Genomic DNA, 15077 nt, shown 5'->3' with positions numbered 1-15077 from the left:
CTTTTGAAAATACCTTAGAACTCTGGCGGCAACACATGCTGCCGCCAGAGAAGTTTCATTTATTTGCAGTTGGGTTCGATGTTGTTTTCTGCCGCAAACGCAGCGGAATCTTCATCAATCAGCGGCTGGATGATCTCCATATCTGATTCCTTGAATTCAGAGATCAGGCTCCATTCTTTTGCTGTCGCATCCCACTGACCCACAGCAACCAGACCCGGCCCACCGTGGTTTTCACAGCTCACCTGGAACGATGGTCCAAAGTTCGGCATCCCCAACGCGGCCATCCGCTCTTCGGTGATGTTCAGGTTTTCCATCGCATCGCGCATCATGCCGCCGGTGATGTCTGTGACACCATTGGCCGCCTGCGCGTCTTTAGCCGCTTCTGCGGCGAGCATGGCAGCATAGAGACCACGGTTATACAGCACCGTGCCGACCTGATCGCCGGCCCCAGCGGCCTTGCCCGCATCAACGACATATTTACGAATGTCGTCAAACACCGGATAGTCATCGCCAACCGCGTGGAATGTCACAGCCTTGTATCCATTCGCCGCGTCACCAGCAGGCAGAACGTCATGCTGCGCGCCAGACCACCAAACACCAATGAACTGATCCATAGGATAACGGATGTTAGCGGCTTCCTGAATGGCAACCTGGTTCATTACGCCCCAGCCCCACATCACCACATTGTCCGGCTTTTCGCGGCGGATTTGCAGCCACTGTGACTTCTGCTCCTGACCGGGGTGATCAACTGGCAGCAGGCTCAACTCGAAACCATGCTTCTTGGCCAGTTCTTCCAGCGTGCGGATCGGTTCCTTGCCATATGCTGAGTTGTGATAGACCAACGCGACCTTCTTGCCCTTGATGTCGCCACCATTGATCTCAAGCAGATGGTTGATGATACCCGACGCCGCGTTCCAGTAGTTACCGGGATAGTTAAAAACGTGGCTGAACACATTGCCGTTCGCGGCGGACGTACGACCATATCCCATCGAGTGGATCGGAATGTCGTCAACTGTGGCTTTGGGGATCAACTGATAGGTGATGCCAGTGGACAGCGGTTGATAGATCAACGCGCCTTCGCCCTTGGTGCTTTCATAACATTCCACACCTTTTTCGGTGTTATAGGCGGTCTCACATTCGATGACATTGGCCTTAACGCCGCCAATGCCACCATCGCGCTCGTTCAGCAGGGTAAAGTAATCTGCATAGCCATCGGCAAACGGAATGCCGCCCGCCGCGTAAGGTCCGGTGCGGTAGCTGAGTGATGGGAATACAAGATCCGCCATAACCGGGCTTGCCGCCATCATGGCCGCTACGGCCATTGTTCCTAGTTTATATTTCATCGGTGTTTCCTCCCTTGGATTTTATCCGATTTGGTTTCGTCGAGCGGGGTGCACCCCACCTTCTTTTCGCGGCCCCCTAATGCGGGAACGGCCACAATCTCAGTTTTTCTTTGGCAACGCGCCACAGTTGCGCAATGCCGTGTGGTTCCGCGATCAGGAATATGATGATCAACGCGCCCACAATCACCAACTGCAGATGCGCCACGATGTCCGTGGGCCAACCCAGCCAATCAACCCCAACCACCTTAAGCACCACAGGCAACAGCACCAGAAATGCCGCCCCGGCAAAGCTGCCAAAGATGCTGCCAAGGCCACCGATGATGATCATGAACAACACAAGGAACGACTTGGTGATGCCAAACGCCTCACCCACTTCCACAGCGCCCAAATAAACAGAAAAGAACAGCGCGCCGGATATGCCGATAAAGAACGACGAAACCGCAAAGGCGGTCAGCTTGGCACGCAGGGGGTTCACCCCAATAATCTCGGCCGCAATATCCATATCGCGGATCGCCATCCATTTGCGCCCCGATGCGCCGCGCGTGAGGTTGCGCGCAATGACCGCACAGGTGATCGTAAAGAACAGACAGAACAGATAGGTCGCCCAAGGTGCCGTGCTTGGTCCGGTGATCAGCACCCCCAGAATATCGCGTTCCGGCGCGTTAATCTGACCTGAGGCAGAATAGTTGTAGAACCAGGACACCCGGTTAAAGAGCCAAACCAGAAAGAACTGTGCAGCCAGTGTCGCCACCGCGAGGTAGAACCCCTTGATCCGCAAGCTTGGCAAGCCAAAAAGCACACCAACGATCGCCGTCATGACCCCGCCCATTAACACGCTCAAAATGATGTTGAATTCCGGCAGCCGGAACAGCAATTCACCGCCCCACCAGATATCCACCCCGGTCATGAATTTATAACAGGAGTACGCGCCCACCGCCATAAACCCGCCGGTGCCAAGGCTGACCTGTCCGCAATATCCGACCAATATGTTTAACCCAATCGCCGCAATCGCATAGATCAGGAACGGCATCAGCAGCGAGTTGACCCAGTAGTCATTGACCACAAACGGCACAACAAAGATGGCGATGAACAGCACGACGTAATAGCGGTAACGATCAAACTTGATCGGGAATGTTTGTTGGTCCTCGGCGTAGGTTGACGAAAAGTCGCCTGCTTCACGGTAGAACATTTATTTAACCTTTTCGCTGCGTTGCGTGCGTCTGGTTCCGAGCCAAGTTGCAAAGCTCCACACCAATAACATTCCTCCGAAAAGGCTCGAAATAACACCTATGGCCCAGAATGGGCCAGCTGTGACAAGCAAAACCAACTCCATCCACCCGCTTCCGTTTCCTGCTTTTCCTGTGAGGACTGCGACTGGCCCATGGCTGTCCCCACTGACCAGAAGGGTTATGAAAAAAGCAATTATCAGACAGATAATGCCACCCAAAAAACTCTTCATTCCGAGAAGACCTTCGCCACGCGCCTTCTCCCAAAAAGGTTTCCGCGCGGGTCTGAGGAAAAAGCTCTTAAACCCGCTCAATGATCTTCTCCCCAAACAGGCCTTGCGGACGGAACACCAAGAACAAAAGCGCTAACATGTAGGCAAACCAGTTCTCAGTCGCGCCACCAAGGAACGGGGCACCGATCAGGAATTCGAATAGCTTTTCACCAACCCCGATGATCAACCCGCCAACAATTGCGCCGGGGATTGACGTGAACCCACCCAGCATCAGCACCGGCAACGCCTTCAATGCGATCAGTGACAGCGAGAATTGCACGCCAGACTTAGCGCCCCACATGATGCCCGCGACCAGCGCGACGAACCCGGCCAACGACCACACCAACACCCAGATAAAGTTCAGCGATACACCAACCGACAGTGCTGCCTGATGGTCATCCGCCACCGCCCGCATCGCGCGACCCTGCTTGGTGTATTGCGCGAACATCACCAGTCCGATCACCAGAATGGCGGCGACAATGCTGGCGACGATATCAAGGTTATCAATAAAGAACCCATATCCCAGCGCCTCGTATGTCGTGCTTTCAAGCCAGACATTCATGCCCTGCGGCAAACAGGTGCCTTCGGCCGCACAGACATTCAGCGACTTGATCTCGGACCCCCACATCAGGTCGGCCACCCCTTCGAGGAAATAGGCCAGACCGATGGTCGCCATGAACAGGATGATCGGCTCCTGGCCCACCAGATGTTTGAACACGAACTTCTGCACCATCCAGGCCAGCGCAATCATCACAATAACCGTCAGGGCGATGGCGAGGAACGAATGCACATGCCAGCCAAAATGGTGCACCTCCGTTCCAAAAATCGCATTGATCAGATGCGCAAACGGCACCTGCCCGTTTTGAATTCCGACCAACGTCATCGCCGCAAACAGCGCCATCACCCCCTGGGCATAATTGAAGATCCCGGACGCTTTGTAGATTAGGACAAACCCAAGGGCGACCAGCGCGTAAAGCACCCCCGCCATCAGGCCGTTTGCGAACACTTCAATGGTATAGGCCAGCTGTTCATTCATTGGTCATTCTCCACTGACGCGATACCGACAACATACCGACGAATAAAATCAGTCATGGGCCACCCCCAGATAGGCATCAATGACCTCCTGATTATTGCGCACGTCTGATGGTGTCCCATCGCCGATCTTCTTGCCGTAATCCATCACGACCACACGGTCGCTCAGGTCCATCACCACGCCCATGTCATGCTCTATCAGCGCAATCGTGGTGCCAAATTCGTCGTTCACATCCAGAATAAAGCGGCTCATGTCCTCTTTTTCCTCGACGTTCATGCCCGCCATCGGCTCGTCCAGCAAAAGCAACGACGGCTCCGCGGCCAGCGCCCGCGCCAGTTCAACCCGCTTTTTCAGGCCATAAGGCAGGCGGGCGACGGGCGTCTTGCGGATCGCCTGAATTTCCAGAAAATCAATAATCTTTTCAGCGACTTCACGGTTTTCTATTTCTTCCCGCTCCGCTTGCCCCTTCCAGATCGACTGGGCCAGCATGCCGGTTTTCATGTGGGTCAATCGCCCGGTCATGACGTTATCCAGCACTGTCATCCCTTCGAACAAGGCGATGTTTTGAAAGGTCCGTGCAATCCCCTGTTCGGCCACTTGAAACGGTTTCATCGGCGGTCGGCGGGCACCCTGATACCAGACCTCGCCCTCCTGAGGGATATAGAAGCCACTGATAACATTCAGCATTGATGACTTTCCGGCACCATTTGGGCCGATAATTGCGCGAATTTCACCTTCGCGAATATCAAAGGAAATATCCTTGATCGCCTCCACCCCACCAAAGCGCAGGGTGATGTTTTTCATCTCCATCAGAACAGGTCCGATGGTGCGGCCATCTGCTGTGGTAAAGCTTTCATTTGCCATGTTCATATCACTCATTCCGCTGCCATCTTTGCGGCAACCGGTACGACCTTGGCTTCCCGAATTTCCAGCGTTGCTTTGATGCTGCCCTTGCGGCCATCCTCATATGTCACTTCGGTCTCCGTGCTCACAGATTTGGACCCATCATAAAGTGCGGCGATAATGTCAGCATATTTTTCGCCAATGATCTTGCGACGCACCTTTCGGGTGCGGGTCAACTCGCCATCGTCCGCGTCCAATTCCTTGTGCAAGACCACAAAGCGATGAATCTGACAGCCCGACAACATTTCGTCCTCGGCGACAGAGCGGTTCACGTCTTCGACGTGGGACTGAATTGTGTCCATTACCTGAGGGTGACGCGCAAGTTCCTGATAGGATGCATAGCCGATGTTCTTGCGCTCTGCCCAATTGCCCACGGCTGTCAGGTCGATGTTGATAAACGCCGTGCATTCCGTACGGCCGTTGCCGAACACAACTGTCTCAAGAATATTCGGAAAGAATTTAAGCTTATTCTCAACATACTTGGGCGCAAAGAGCCGTCCATCGGCCATCTGGCCCACATCCTTGGCCCGGTCAATGATCCGCAAATGGCCACTGCCTTCTTCGATGAAACCAGCATCCCCGGTGGCGACCCAACCTTCGGCATCTTTGGTGTCTGCGGTGCTTTCGGGGTTCTTGTAATACTCAACAAAGACGCCGGGCGACCGGTAAAAGACCTCGCCATTGTCAGCGATTTTCAACTCGACGCCGGGACAGGTCACGCCGACCGTATCCGAGCGCACCTCACCATCAGGCTGCGCCGTGATAAACACAGTCGCTTCGGTCTGACCGTAAAGCTGTTTCAGGTTGATCCCCAGGGATCGATAAAAATCAAAAATTTCAGGCCCGATTGCCTCGCCCGCCGTATAGCCGACACGCACCCGGCTGAACCCCAATGTGTTTTTCAGCGGCCCATAGATAAAGACTTCGCCCAGTTTGTATTTGAACCGATCCCATTGAGACACCGATTTGCCATCAAGAATGTCGGGGCCAACTTTGCGGGCATGCGCCATAAACACGTCAAAAAGCCATTTCTTGAAGCGGCTGGCATCCTCCATGCGGATCATCACATTGGTCAGTTGCGTTTCGAAAACACGCGGCGGCGCGAAATAATAGGTCGGACCAATCTCGCGTAGGTCCACGTGCAAGGTATCGGCACTTTCCGGACAGTTGGTGCAGAAACCAGTCCACAGCGCCTGCCCAACAGAAAAGATGAAATCGCCCACCCATGCCATCGGCAGATAGGCGAGAATATCGTCGGTTTGCCGCAGGTCATCAAATTGAGAGCTCGATTTCGCAGTCTCAATAACGTTGCGATTGCTCAGCACGACGCCCTTGGGCTGACCGGTTGTGCCGGATGTATAGAGCATGACGCCGATGCTATCGTAATCCAGCTTTTCCTGCCGCGCGGTCAGCTCCTCGGTAAGCTCGTCGCGCTTGGCCCTGCCTGCATCCTGAATATGGGAATACTGGTGCAGATGGCTGTGGTCATATTTCCGCAAGCCCCGCGGGTCGAGATAGATCATATGCTCAAAATCGGGCAGCCCTTCTTGCACCTCAAGGATCTTGTCCACCTGCTCCTGATCGCCGACGATGGCAAACCGGGCACCGCAGTGGTTCATGACATATGCCATCTCTTCTGCGTTGGCATCCTGATAAAGCGGCACAGGCACCGCGCCACACATTTCCGCAGCCATCATCGCCCAATAGAGATAGGGACGGTTGCGCCCAATTATCGCAACAAAATCACCCTCATTTACGCCCAGATCAAGCAAACCAAGCGCCAGGGCTTCGACCTCATCACGGGTCTGTGCCCATGTCCAGCTTTGCCAAATGCCATATTCTTTTTCACGGTACGCTGGCGCATCCGCGAATTGCTCTGCGTTGCGGTGCAAAAGCGCTGGAACCGATTGTGGTCCATCAGCGTGCGTTTCAGGCGTGGCCAATTGTAGTCCTCCCATGTCTGCCTTTTCGGCAGATCCGACCGCTCGTGCGATTCTGTTGTTGCACAAGGATGTTCTCTTTGGTGTGAAGGTCAACTTTTTCCTGATGTTTTCTCAATCCTTACGAATTGTAACAGTGTGCACTGCGCTCTTTTCTGACCCCGCGCCGGGTGCTAGCGATAGAAGATGCAGATCACCGACAATCAGACCAAGGCAATGACCAGCGCAGGATTGAACCTGATTGCGCAGGCGTTGACCATCTATGATCAAGACCTGCGGCTCGCCGTCTGCAACGCGCCCTTTCAAACCATGTTCGACCTGCCAGCGACCCTTGTCACCCCCGGTGCCACGTTTCAGGATACCATCCGTCACCTCGCCAGTCGCGGCGAATATGGACAGGTTGATGACATCGACACGTTTGTCACTGAACGCGTTGAAATCGCCCGCGCATTTGAACCGCATTACATGGAACGCACCCGCGCCAATGGCCGCACAATCAGCGTCGAAGGGTCGCCGCTGCCTCAGGGGGGGTGGGTGACGGTTTATACCGATATCACCGCCACCAAACAGCAAGAGCTGCTTTTACGCGCCCGCTCTGATGCGCTGTCTACGCAAGTGCTGACCCACGCCGAACAATTGTCCGCAACCAACCGCGAACTGGCCGCGATGATCACCACGCTTGAAGAAACCAAGCGCCAACTGACTGAATCAGAGGCGCGCACCCGGCTCACCACCGAGATGATGCCTGCCCACATCGCGCATGTGAACAGCGCAGGGCATTACACCTATTCCAACCGCCGCCTGTCGTCGGTTATTCCCGGACGGCCCAGCAATATCGTTGGGCTGCATATCAGTACGGCTTTGGGAAAATCCGCGCACAGCCGTATCGCCCCTGCACTGGCGCAAGCCTATGGCGGGACGGCGGCAGTCAAGGAATTCACCGACAATGACAGTGCGCGCCGCATCCGGGCCGCGTTTACCCCTGACACCCGGGGTGGCGTTTACATCTTGTCGATGGACGTCACCGAAGAAACGCAAAATCGCGTGGCCCTGCAACAAACCCGCAAACGCGAATTGGCCGCCCAAATGATCTCGGGGCTTGCCCATGATTTCTCAAATCTACTGACCATTATTCTCGGGATGCAATCCCGCCTTGGCCGCCTGCATGATTTGCCGTCCGAGGCGGCACCGCTGATTGAGGGTACGTTAACCGCAGCGCGCCGCGGCGGTACACTGCTAAGCTCTATCGCAGATGTCACGGGTCCGCGTGCAATGCGGCCCACTGCAACTGATCTTGGTATCCTTCTTGACGATTTAGTGACGCTCGCCACGCCAACGCTGCCGCCTAACGTTCTTTTATCTGTGCAAAACCTCGTACCCGATACACCTGTCCTGATCGACAAGGGCAAGGTGCAGGACAGCTTGCTTAATCTCATCCTCAATGCCCGTGATGCGTGCGGTGCGTCAGGGACAATTAGGCTTTCGCAACATCTGGTGCATGACACCTGGATCGAATGGCGGATACAGGATTCAGGTCCCGGATTTTCGGCCTCGGCCCTCGAACACGGATTTGATCCATTTTTCACCACCAAGGGCAGTGAAGGATCCGGGCTTGGCCTTTCCATGGTCTATGACATGACCAAAACTGCAGGCGGCGACCTGCGACTGGCCAACGCATCCGAAGGCGGTGCCAAGGTGATCCTACGCTTGCCGTACCGCGTTGCCTTGGCCGCTACGACCGGTCTGGTACTGCTCGTGGAAGACGAAGATGACATCCGTGCCACCGTCCGCGACATGCTGATGTCGCTGGGTCATTCAGTGATTGAGGCGTCAAGCGCGGATGAAGCCACGGCTCTGCTTGCCGATCTGCCCGATATTGCCAGTGTTGTATCCGACATCCAGTTGACTGGCGAGGCGACCGGTCTGGACCTGGCGGCACGCATCGGCACGAACATGCCGCTTGTGTTGATGACTTCGCTGCCCGCGGATCATGCATTGTTTCACACCGCCCAAACGCTGGCCCCGGTGCTGCGCAAACCCTTTGATGCCGTCGATCTGGCCGCGCTTATTTCTACGGCAAAGGATGTCCCGGAATGACCCGCCCGCTTGTCACGATCCTTGATGATGAACCTGAAATCCGAACCATGCTGGCGGATGTGCTGGAGGAAGCGGGGTTTGACACGCTTTGCTTTGGTCGCGCCCGCGCTTTTGAGGCGGCATTGGCCACGCATCAGCCTGACGTCTGCCTTGTTGACCTGTCACTACCTGACACGGACGGGTTGACCTTGGTCCATAGGCTGGCGCTGGAACAGGGTGCAATCGTGATCATTATTTCTGGCCGCGCACAGGTTCAGGACCGCGTGACCGGTCTGGAACTTGGTGCCGATGATTACATCATCAAACCCTTTGATCCCGCCGAAGTTGTCGCCCGTATCCGCGCCCGCCTGCGCAGCCCGAAATCAGCCACCCACGCAGGGAACACGGCATCATTCAATGGGTGGAAAGCGCATTTTGACAGATATGTACTGGAGGATTCAGCCGGGATCGAAACCGGATTTTCCCATGCGGAAGGCGAGGTGTTGCGCCTGTTCCTTGAAAGCCCGAAACGCCTGATCAGCCGCGATCAAATGCAAACCAGTCTGGGTGGTGCTGCGTCCGAAAGCTTTGACCGCGCGATGGACGTCCGGATCTCGCGCCTGCGCACAAAACTGCGCGAGGACCCTAAGAATCCACAGCTTATCAAGACAATATATGGGGCGGGTTATATTTTTCTGGGCGATGTCATGTGGAGTTAGGCCAGATGCTTGATGGCCCGCACCAAAACCGAAACCCCAGCGACCAAATCCGCCTCATCAGTGTCTTCTTCAAACGCGTGACTTATGCCGCCGATTGAGGGCACAAACAGCATCGCCACCGGCATAAGACGCGACACATTTGTTGCATCATGCAGCGCGCCGGATGGCATTTCACGCCATTGGCCGGGGGCAATGTCCTGCGCACCCTGCATCAGCGCCTGACGCAATCGGGCGTCCATCGCCACAGGCTCCAGCCCCAACAGCGGTCCAAAAGTCAGCGCCATGTCACGCTCTTGCGCGATTTCTTCTGCTGTGTTCCGAATGATCTGCTCCATCCGGGACAGACGTTCCACATCACCATCGCGCCACTGCATGGAAAACACGGCTTTGCCCGGCACAATTGACGACGCATTCGGGTGCAGGCTGAGATGGCCAACCGTCCACACGGTGCTGGGCGTCACAACATTGCGAAACCGCTCGTTCAGTGCCGTGTTAAACGCCGAAACCGCCTGAAAGGCGTCTTTACGCAGGTGCATTGGCGTGGTGCCAGCGTGGTTCTGCTGGCCCTCAAATGTTATCTTCATATCGCGGATACCGACAATATCCGTCACAACGCCAATCTGTTCCCCACTTTGATCCAGCGTCGGGCCTTGCTCAATATGCAGTTCGATAAACCCCTGAAATTGAGTTGCATCCACCGGTCCGGTCACCATACCAGCAATGGCCTGCCGCGCCTGGGCAAGAGGAATGCCTGCATGGTCCGTCAGCAAATCAGCCTCTGCCAAAGGCAAATGCCCCGCCCAGACTGCCGATCCGGTCGTCACACCAAAGCGACCTTCTTCATCCTGAAAAGACACCACCGAAATTGCAGGTCCCCCTGTCTCACGGCTGCTGCGCGCCACTTCCAATGCGGCGATCACGCCCAGCGCACCGTCCAACCAGCCGCCCTCAGGCTGGCTGTCGGAATGCGACCCCATCAAAAGAGAAGGTGCATCAGCAAGGCCAAAGAGATTGCCCATTTCATCGGTTTCCACACGTAACCCGGCTTCGGCAAATCGTTCTGCAAGCCATCTGCGTGCAGCAATGTCAGACTCTGAATAGGCGGGTCTGACAACACCCTTTCCCACACCCGATGCGCCAAAAGAACGCAAATGGTTCAGATCTTTCAAAAACCGTTCTGCGTTCATGCTCGTTCCCTATTGCCGGTTGCTTTGGTCATAAATCGCAGGAAGTAACTAAGAGGATTATCACTCCCTCATCAACATCGCAGTCCCGCAGGAGTGTAAGAGATGCGCTTTACTATTACTCCGCTGCAACCTGCTGTGCGACCGCCTCGACCTTCACCGCTGAAAACTTGAACTCCGGGATTTTCCCGTAAGGATCGACCGCTGGATTGGTCAGGATATTTGCCGCGGCCTCGACATAAGCGAATGGTAAAAACACCATGTCGGGTGACACAGCGCGGTCCTCACGTGCCATGATCTCAATGGAGCCGCGTTTGGTGGTCAGGCGCACATGGTCGCCGGGTGAGACGCCCAACTTGCGCAGGGTGCTTGGATGCAGCGAACAATTCGCCTCAGGCTCCAACCCATCCAAAACCGACGCACGCCGCGTCATGGATCCTGTATGCCAATGTTCCAATTGCCGACCGGTGGTCAAAATCATTGGATATTGCGCGTCTGGCACATCGTCAGGTGCAATCACGGATGCAGGCGTAAACTTTGCCCGGCCATCTTTGCGGGGAAATCCATCGCTGAACACAATCGGCTGTCCGGGGTCCGTGGCGGAAAGCGACGGATAAGTGACCGCGTTCTCGCGTTCCAACCGTTCCCACGTGATGTTCTTCAATGATTTCATGTTGAGCTTCATCTCGGCAAAGACATCTGCCGGATTTTCATATGTCCACCCAAGTCCCAGCCGTTTGGCCAGTTCAACTTCGATCCACCAATCCTCGCGTGCTTCACCGGGAGGGGCCAGTGCGGCGCGGCCCATCTGAACTTGCCGATTGGTGTTGGTCACAGTCCCGGATTTTTCGGCAAAAGCGGACGCAGGCAAGATCACATCAGCATAGTTTGCCGTTTCGGTGATGAAAATATCCTGCACAACCAGATGTTCCAACTTGGCAAGTGCATCACGCGCATGTTCCACATCCGGGTCCGACATCGCCGGGTTTTCGCCCAGCACATACATGCCGCGAATATCACCGTCATGCACCGCATCCATGATCTCGGTGACGGTCAGCCCTTTTTCATTGCTGAAATCCTCAGACTTCCAAACATCCGTAAAGGCCGAGCGCACACCGTCATCCGTCACCGATTGATAATCTGGCAAGAACATCGGGATCAGGCCGGCATCGGACGCGCCTTGCACATTGTTCTGACCGCGCAGCGGGTGCAGGCCCGCACCCGGACGCCCCACCTGACCGGTCATCAGTGCCAGCGAAATCAAGCAGCGTGAATTGTCTGTCCCGTGGATGTGCTGGGAAATACCCATACCCCAGAAAATCATCGCCGCATTGGCCCCGGCAAAGGTGCGCGCCACGTCACGCAGCACGTCCGCTTTGATCCCGCATACTTCGGCCATTTTCTCTGGTGAGAAGTCTTTCAGATGTTCCTTCTCGGCTTCCCAATTCTCTGTATAAGCCGCTATGTATTGCTCGTCGTACAGCTTCTCTTCAACAATCACGTGCATGATCGCGTTCAGCATCGACACATCTGTGCCGGGGCGGAATTGCAGCATATGTGACGCAAACCGACGCAAGCCGACACCGCGCGGGTCCATAACGATCAGCTTGCCACCCCGCTTGGTGAACTGCTTGAAATAGGTCGCAGCGACGGGATGGTTTTCAACCGGGTTCGCCCCGATCACAATCGCCACATCGGAATTTTCGATCTGGTTAAAGGTCGCTGTCACAGCACCCGAGCCCACATTTTCCATCAGCGCCGCAACAGATGAAGCATGGCACAGACGCGTGCAGTGATCGACGTTGTTATGACCAAATCCCTGGCGGATCATTTTCTGGAAAAGATAGGCCTCTTCGTTGGTGCATTTGGCTGAACCAAAGCCCGCAACACCGCGCCCGCCAATGTCTTTCAGACCCTTGGCGGCGAAATCCAGTGCTTCATCCCAGGATGCTTCCCGAAAAAATTCAGCCCAGTTGCCGGGATCCACATTCAGCCCCTTGGCAGGTGCATCCTTACGCCGGATCAGCGGTTTGGTCAGACGGTGATCATGGTGGATGTAATCAAACCCGAACCGCCCTTTAACACACAAACGCCCCTCGTTCGCGGGGCCATTGATGCCATCCACGTACTTAACTTTTCCGTCTTTCACCTTCAGCGAAATCTGGCAACCGACACCGCAGAATGGGCAAATACTTTCGACTTCACTGTCAAAATCGGCGCTGTCGCCCACCTGATTTTCATCCATCACAGCAGCGGGCATCAATGCCCCGGTCGGGCAGGCCTGCACACATTCACCGCAGGCCACACAGGTGGACGCCCCCATCGGGTCCGCTATGTCAAAGGTCGGGTATGTATCATGCCCACGACCCGACATACCGATCACATCGTTGACCTGAACTTCGCGACAGGCCCGCACACACAGCCCACATTGGATACAGGCATCAAGGTTCACCGACATCGCGACGTGGCTGTCATCAAGCAGCGGAATACGGCCTTCTTCCAACTTGGGAAACCGGCTGGCCTCAACGCCGTTCATCGCCGCCATGTCCCACATATGGCTCGACTTGTCATGGGCAACCTCTTGGTCCGGATGATCGGCCATCAACAGCTCAACCACCATCTTGCGCGCATTCACAGCACGCGCATTGTTTGTGGTCACGACCATGCCATCGCTGGGCTCGCGGATACAAGACGCGGCCAATGTGCGCTCGCCCTCGATCTCGACCATGCAGGCGCGGCAATTGCCATCAGGGCGGTATCCCGGCGCAGGTTTATGGCACAGATGCGGAATGATCAGCCCCCTGCCATTCGCCACCTCCCAGATAGTCAGGCCCGCCTCGGCTTCGACTTTTTCGCCGTCCAGCGTAAAGGTGATCTTGTCTGACATGGTATACTCCCGGGATGTCTTGCTTCACCCTATACCTAATTCCAGACAAGATCAGGAGTCCCAATCCCGACACCCTGCCAAAGTTTTGCGCCAAACAGATCACAATCAAGAAGACGCCTTTTTCATTTCACTCTTTTACAAATACCGATCCCGCACTTTCATTGCGTCACCACCTCACCTATCAAAGCACCAAAGGAGCTGCACTTCATGTCTCACATCACTCTTATCCGTCACGGTCAGGCCAATTCAGCGGCCAAAGACGAGGTGAGCTACGATAAACTGAGCGATCTTGGCCATGAACAGGCGGTATGGCTGGGCAGTTATCTGCGCGACACCGGCACCCATCATACGCGGCTTTATACCGGCACATTGACCCGCCATATTGAAACGGCAAATGGCATGGAAACAGGGCTTGAGCCGATCCGCGATGCGCGACTTAACGAGTTGGAGTATTTCACGCTCGCCACATTGATGGAAGAACAGCATGCAATCCCGTTTCCGACTGAACAGGGCGCGTTTTCCAGCCATTTGCCGCAGGTTTTCGATTTCTGGAAATCCGGAAAAATAGAAAACCCGCCCGAGAGTTACAGCAATTTCGAAGAGCGGATTCAAACCGTGTTGCACGACATATCCGCAGGCCACGGCCCCGCGCTGATCGTTACCTCGGGCGGGTTGATCTCGATGGTGATGGCACAGGCGATGGGGCTTGGTATTCCGGCCATGTCACGTATCGCCCTGGCAATAATGCATACGTCGATGCATCGTCTTTTCCCGATCGGCGGTCACTGGTCGCCGGTATTGTTCAATGCCGTACCGCATCTGGACACGCCCGAACGGCGCGTAGCGCAAACGCATATATGAAAGGCATCCCGATGCTCAAACTATTTTACGCCCCCGGAACGATTTCCATCGCTGTTGCCATCGCCTTACAGGAGGCCGGGCTCGATTATGAACCGATCAAAGTTGACTTCGCAGCGGCGGCTCAGACCAAGCCGGACTATCTGGCGATAAACCCAAAGGGCCGTGTTCCGGCACTGGTGACATCCAAAGGCACGATACTGACCGAAACCGGGGCGGTGCTTGACTATATTGCCACCCTTACCCCCGCTGCGGATTTGGTCCCTCAGGATACTGAGGTCGCCGCACATATGCGCAGCGTGATGTATTATCTGGCCTCAACCATGCATGTCGCTCATGCCCACAAAATGCGCGGCAGCCGCTGGGCAGATCAGCAATCCAGTTTTGATGACATGAAAGCGAAAGTCCCCCAAACCGTTGCTGCCTGTGCCGCTTATGTTGAGGCCGAATGCCTGCGCGGTGACTTTGTGACAGGCGACCAGATCAGCCTCGCTGACCCCTATCTCTTTGTGGTGTGCAATTGGATGGAAGGTGACGGCGTACCACGTGCTGGTTTTCCCAAGATCGACGCCTTTTTGAACCGTATGGAAACCCGCGACAGCGTTAAGGCCGTCCGCAAATTGGGAATGTTGTGAG

Annotated in this window: 11 protein-coding genes; 4 read left to right on the top strand and 7 right to left on the bottom strand. The window is 55.4% G+C overall.

What is annotated here, in order from left to right; genetic code table 11:
- Window positions 1–59 precede the first annotated feature (59 nt).
- The 5 genes from ACEWL3_RS02555 to ACEWL3_RS02535 all read right to left on the bottom strand — a co-directional run bounded on the left by ACEWL3_RS02555 (window position 60) and on the right by ACEWL3_RS02535 (window position 6735).
- On the bottom strand, window positions 60–1343 hold the full coding sequence (locus ACEWL3_RS02555) for an ABC transporter substrate-binding protein (RefSeq protein WP_386177461.1): 1284 nt from the start codon (window positions 1341–1343) through the stop codon (window positions 60–62).
- Window positions 1344–1419: 76 nt separating this feature from the next.
- Window positions 1420–2373, bottom strand: coding sequence for a branched-chain amino acid ABC transporter permease (locus tag ACEWL3_RS02550; RefSeq protein WP_386177910.1), 954 nt, complete (start codon window positions 2371–2373; stop codon window positions 1420–1422).
- A 496-nt stretch (window positions 2374–2869) separates the two neighbouring features.
- Window positions 2870–3877: a branched-chain amino acid ABC transporter permease gene (locus tag ACEWL3_RS02545; RefSeq protein ID WP_386177460.1), complete on the bottom strand. Its 1008-nt coding sequence runs from the start codon at window positions 3875–3877 to the stop codon at window positions 2870–2872.
- 48 nt (window positions 3878–3925) lie between these two features.
- The gene (locus tag ACEWL3_RS02540) at window positions 3926–4744 is read right to left on the bottom strand and encodes an ABC transporter ATP-binding protein (RefSeq protein WP_386177908.1); all 819 of its coding nucleotides are present in this window, start codon (window positions 4742–4744) and stop codon (window positions 3926–3928) included.
- 5 nt (window positions 4745–4749) lie between these two features.
- Complete coding sequence (locus ACEWL3_RS02535) at window positions 4750–6735, bottom strand: AMP-binding protein (RefSeq protein ID WP_386177459.1); 1986 nt, start codon at window positions 6733–6735, stop codon at window positions 4750–4752.
- Window positions 6736–6903: 168 nt separating this feature from the next.
- Between ACEWL3_RS02535 and ACEWL3_RS02530 the strand changes: the two genes are divergently transcribed.
- Complete coding sequence (locus tag ACEWL3_RS02530; RefSeq protein ID WP_386177458.1) at window positions 6904–8814, top strand: PAS-domain containing protein; 1911 nt, start codon at window positions 6904–6906, stop codon at window positions 8812–8814.
- On the top strand, window positions 8811–9512 hold the full coding sequence (locus tag ACEWL3_RS02525; protein WP_114877062.1) for a response regulator transcription factor: 702 nt from the start codon (window positions 8811–8813) through the stop codon (window positions 9510–9512). Before ACEWL3_RS02530 ends, ACEWL3_RS02525 begins: the two co-directional genes overlap by 4 nt.
- Here ACEWL3_RS02525 and ACEWL3_RS02520 read toward each other — a convergent pair.
- A complete protein-coding gene (locus ACEWL3_RS02520; protein WP_386177457.1) occupies window positions 9509–10699 on the bottom strand; it encodes a Zn-dependent hydrolase in 1191 nt (396 codons plus the stop codon). The genes ACEWL3_RS02525 and ACEWL3_RS02520 overlap by 4 nt on opposite strands.
- Before the next feature lie 115 nt (window positions 10700–10814).
- Window positions 10815–13583: a formate dehydrogenase subunit alpha gene (gene fdhF, locus ACEWL3_RS02515; RefSeq protein WP_386177456.1), complete on the bottom strand. Its 2769-nt coding sequence runs from the start codon at window positions 13581–13583 to the stop codon at window positions 10815–10817.
- A 207-nt stretch (window positions 13584–13790) separates the two neighbouring features.
- On the opposite strand from fdhF, the gene ACEWL3_RS02510 reads away from it, so the two are divergent.
- Together ACEWL3_RS02510 and ACEWL3_RS02505 are read left to right on the top strand one after the other, a co-directional pair.
- A complete protein-coding gene (locus ACEWL3_RS02510; RefSeq protein WP_386177455.1) occupies window positions 13791–14444 on the top strand; it encodes a histidine phosphatase family protein in 654 nt (217 codons plus the stop codon).
- An 11-nt stretch (window positions 14445–14455) separates the two neighbouring features.
- A complete protein-coding gene (locus ACEWL3_RS02505) occupies window positions 14456–15076 on the top strand; it encodes a glutathione S-transferase family protein (RefSeq protein ID WP_386177454.1) in 621 nt (206 codons plus the stop codon).
- The last annotated feature ends 1 nt before the right edge of the window (window position 15077 follow it).

The sequence above is a fragment of the Sulfitobacter sediminivivens genome, from assembly GCF_042611115.2.
Classification (GTDB): Bacteria; Pseudomonadota; Alphaproteobacteria; order Rhodobacterales; family Rhodobacteraceae; genus Sulfitobacter; species Sulfitobacter sediminivivens.
This window is presented reverse-complemented; position numbering and strand designations above follow the sequence as displayed.

Coding starts and splice junctions, on each gene's coding strand:
- ACEWL3_RS02555 (WP_386177461.1), bottom strand. CDS start 1,343: ATGAAATATAAACTAGGAACAATGGCCGTAGCGGCCATGATGGCGGCA.
- ACEWL3_RS02550 (WP_386177910.1), bottom strand. CDS start 2,373: ATGCCGTTCCTGATCTATGCGATTGCGGCGATTGGGTTAAACATATTG.
- ACEWL3_RS02545 (WP_386177460.1), bottom strand. CDS start 3,877: ATGAATGAACAGCTGGCCTATACCATTGAAGTGTTCGCAAACGGCCTG.
- ACEWL3_RS02540 (WP_386177908.1), bottom strand. CDS start 4,744: ATGAACATGGCAAATGAAAGCTTTACCACAGCAGATGGCCGCACCATC.
- ACEWL3_RS02535 (WP_386177459.1), bottom strand. CDS start 6,735: ATGGGAGGACTACAATTGGCCACGCCTGAAACGCACGCTGATGGACCA.
- ACEWL3_RS02530 (WP_386177458.1), top strand. CDS start 6,904: ATGCAGATCACCGACAATCAGACCAAGGCAATGACCAGCGCAGGATTG.
- ACEWL3_RS02525 (WP_114877062.1), top strand. CDS start 8,811: ATGACCCGCCCGCTTGTCACGATCCTTGATGATGAACCTGAAATCCGA.
- ACEWL3_RS02520 (WP_386177457.1), bottom strand. CDS start 10,699: ATGAACGCAGAACGGTTTTTGAAAGATCTGAACCATTTGCGTTCTTTT.
- fdhF (WP_386177456.1), bottom strand. CDS start 13,583: ATGTCAGACAAGATCACCTTTACGCTGGACGGCGAAAAAGTCGAAGCC.
- ACEWL3_RS02510 (WP_386177455.1), top strand. CDS start 13,791: ATGTCTCACATCACTCTTATCCGTCACGGTCAGGCCAATTCAGCGGCC.
- ACEWL3_RS02505 (WP_386177454.1), top strand. CDS start 14,456: ATGCTCAAACTATTTTACGCCCCCGGAACGATTTCCATCGCTGTTGCC.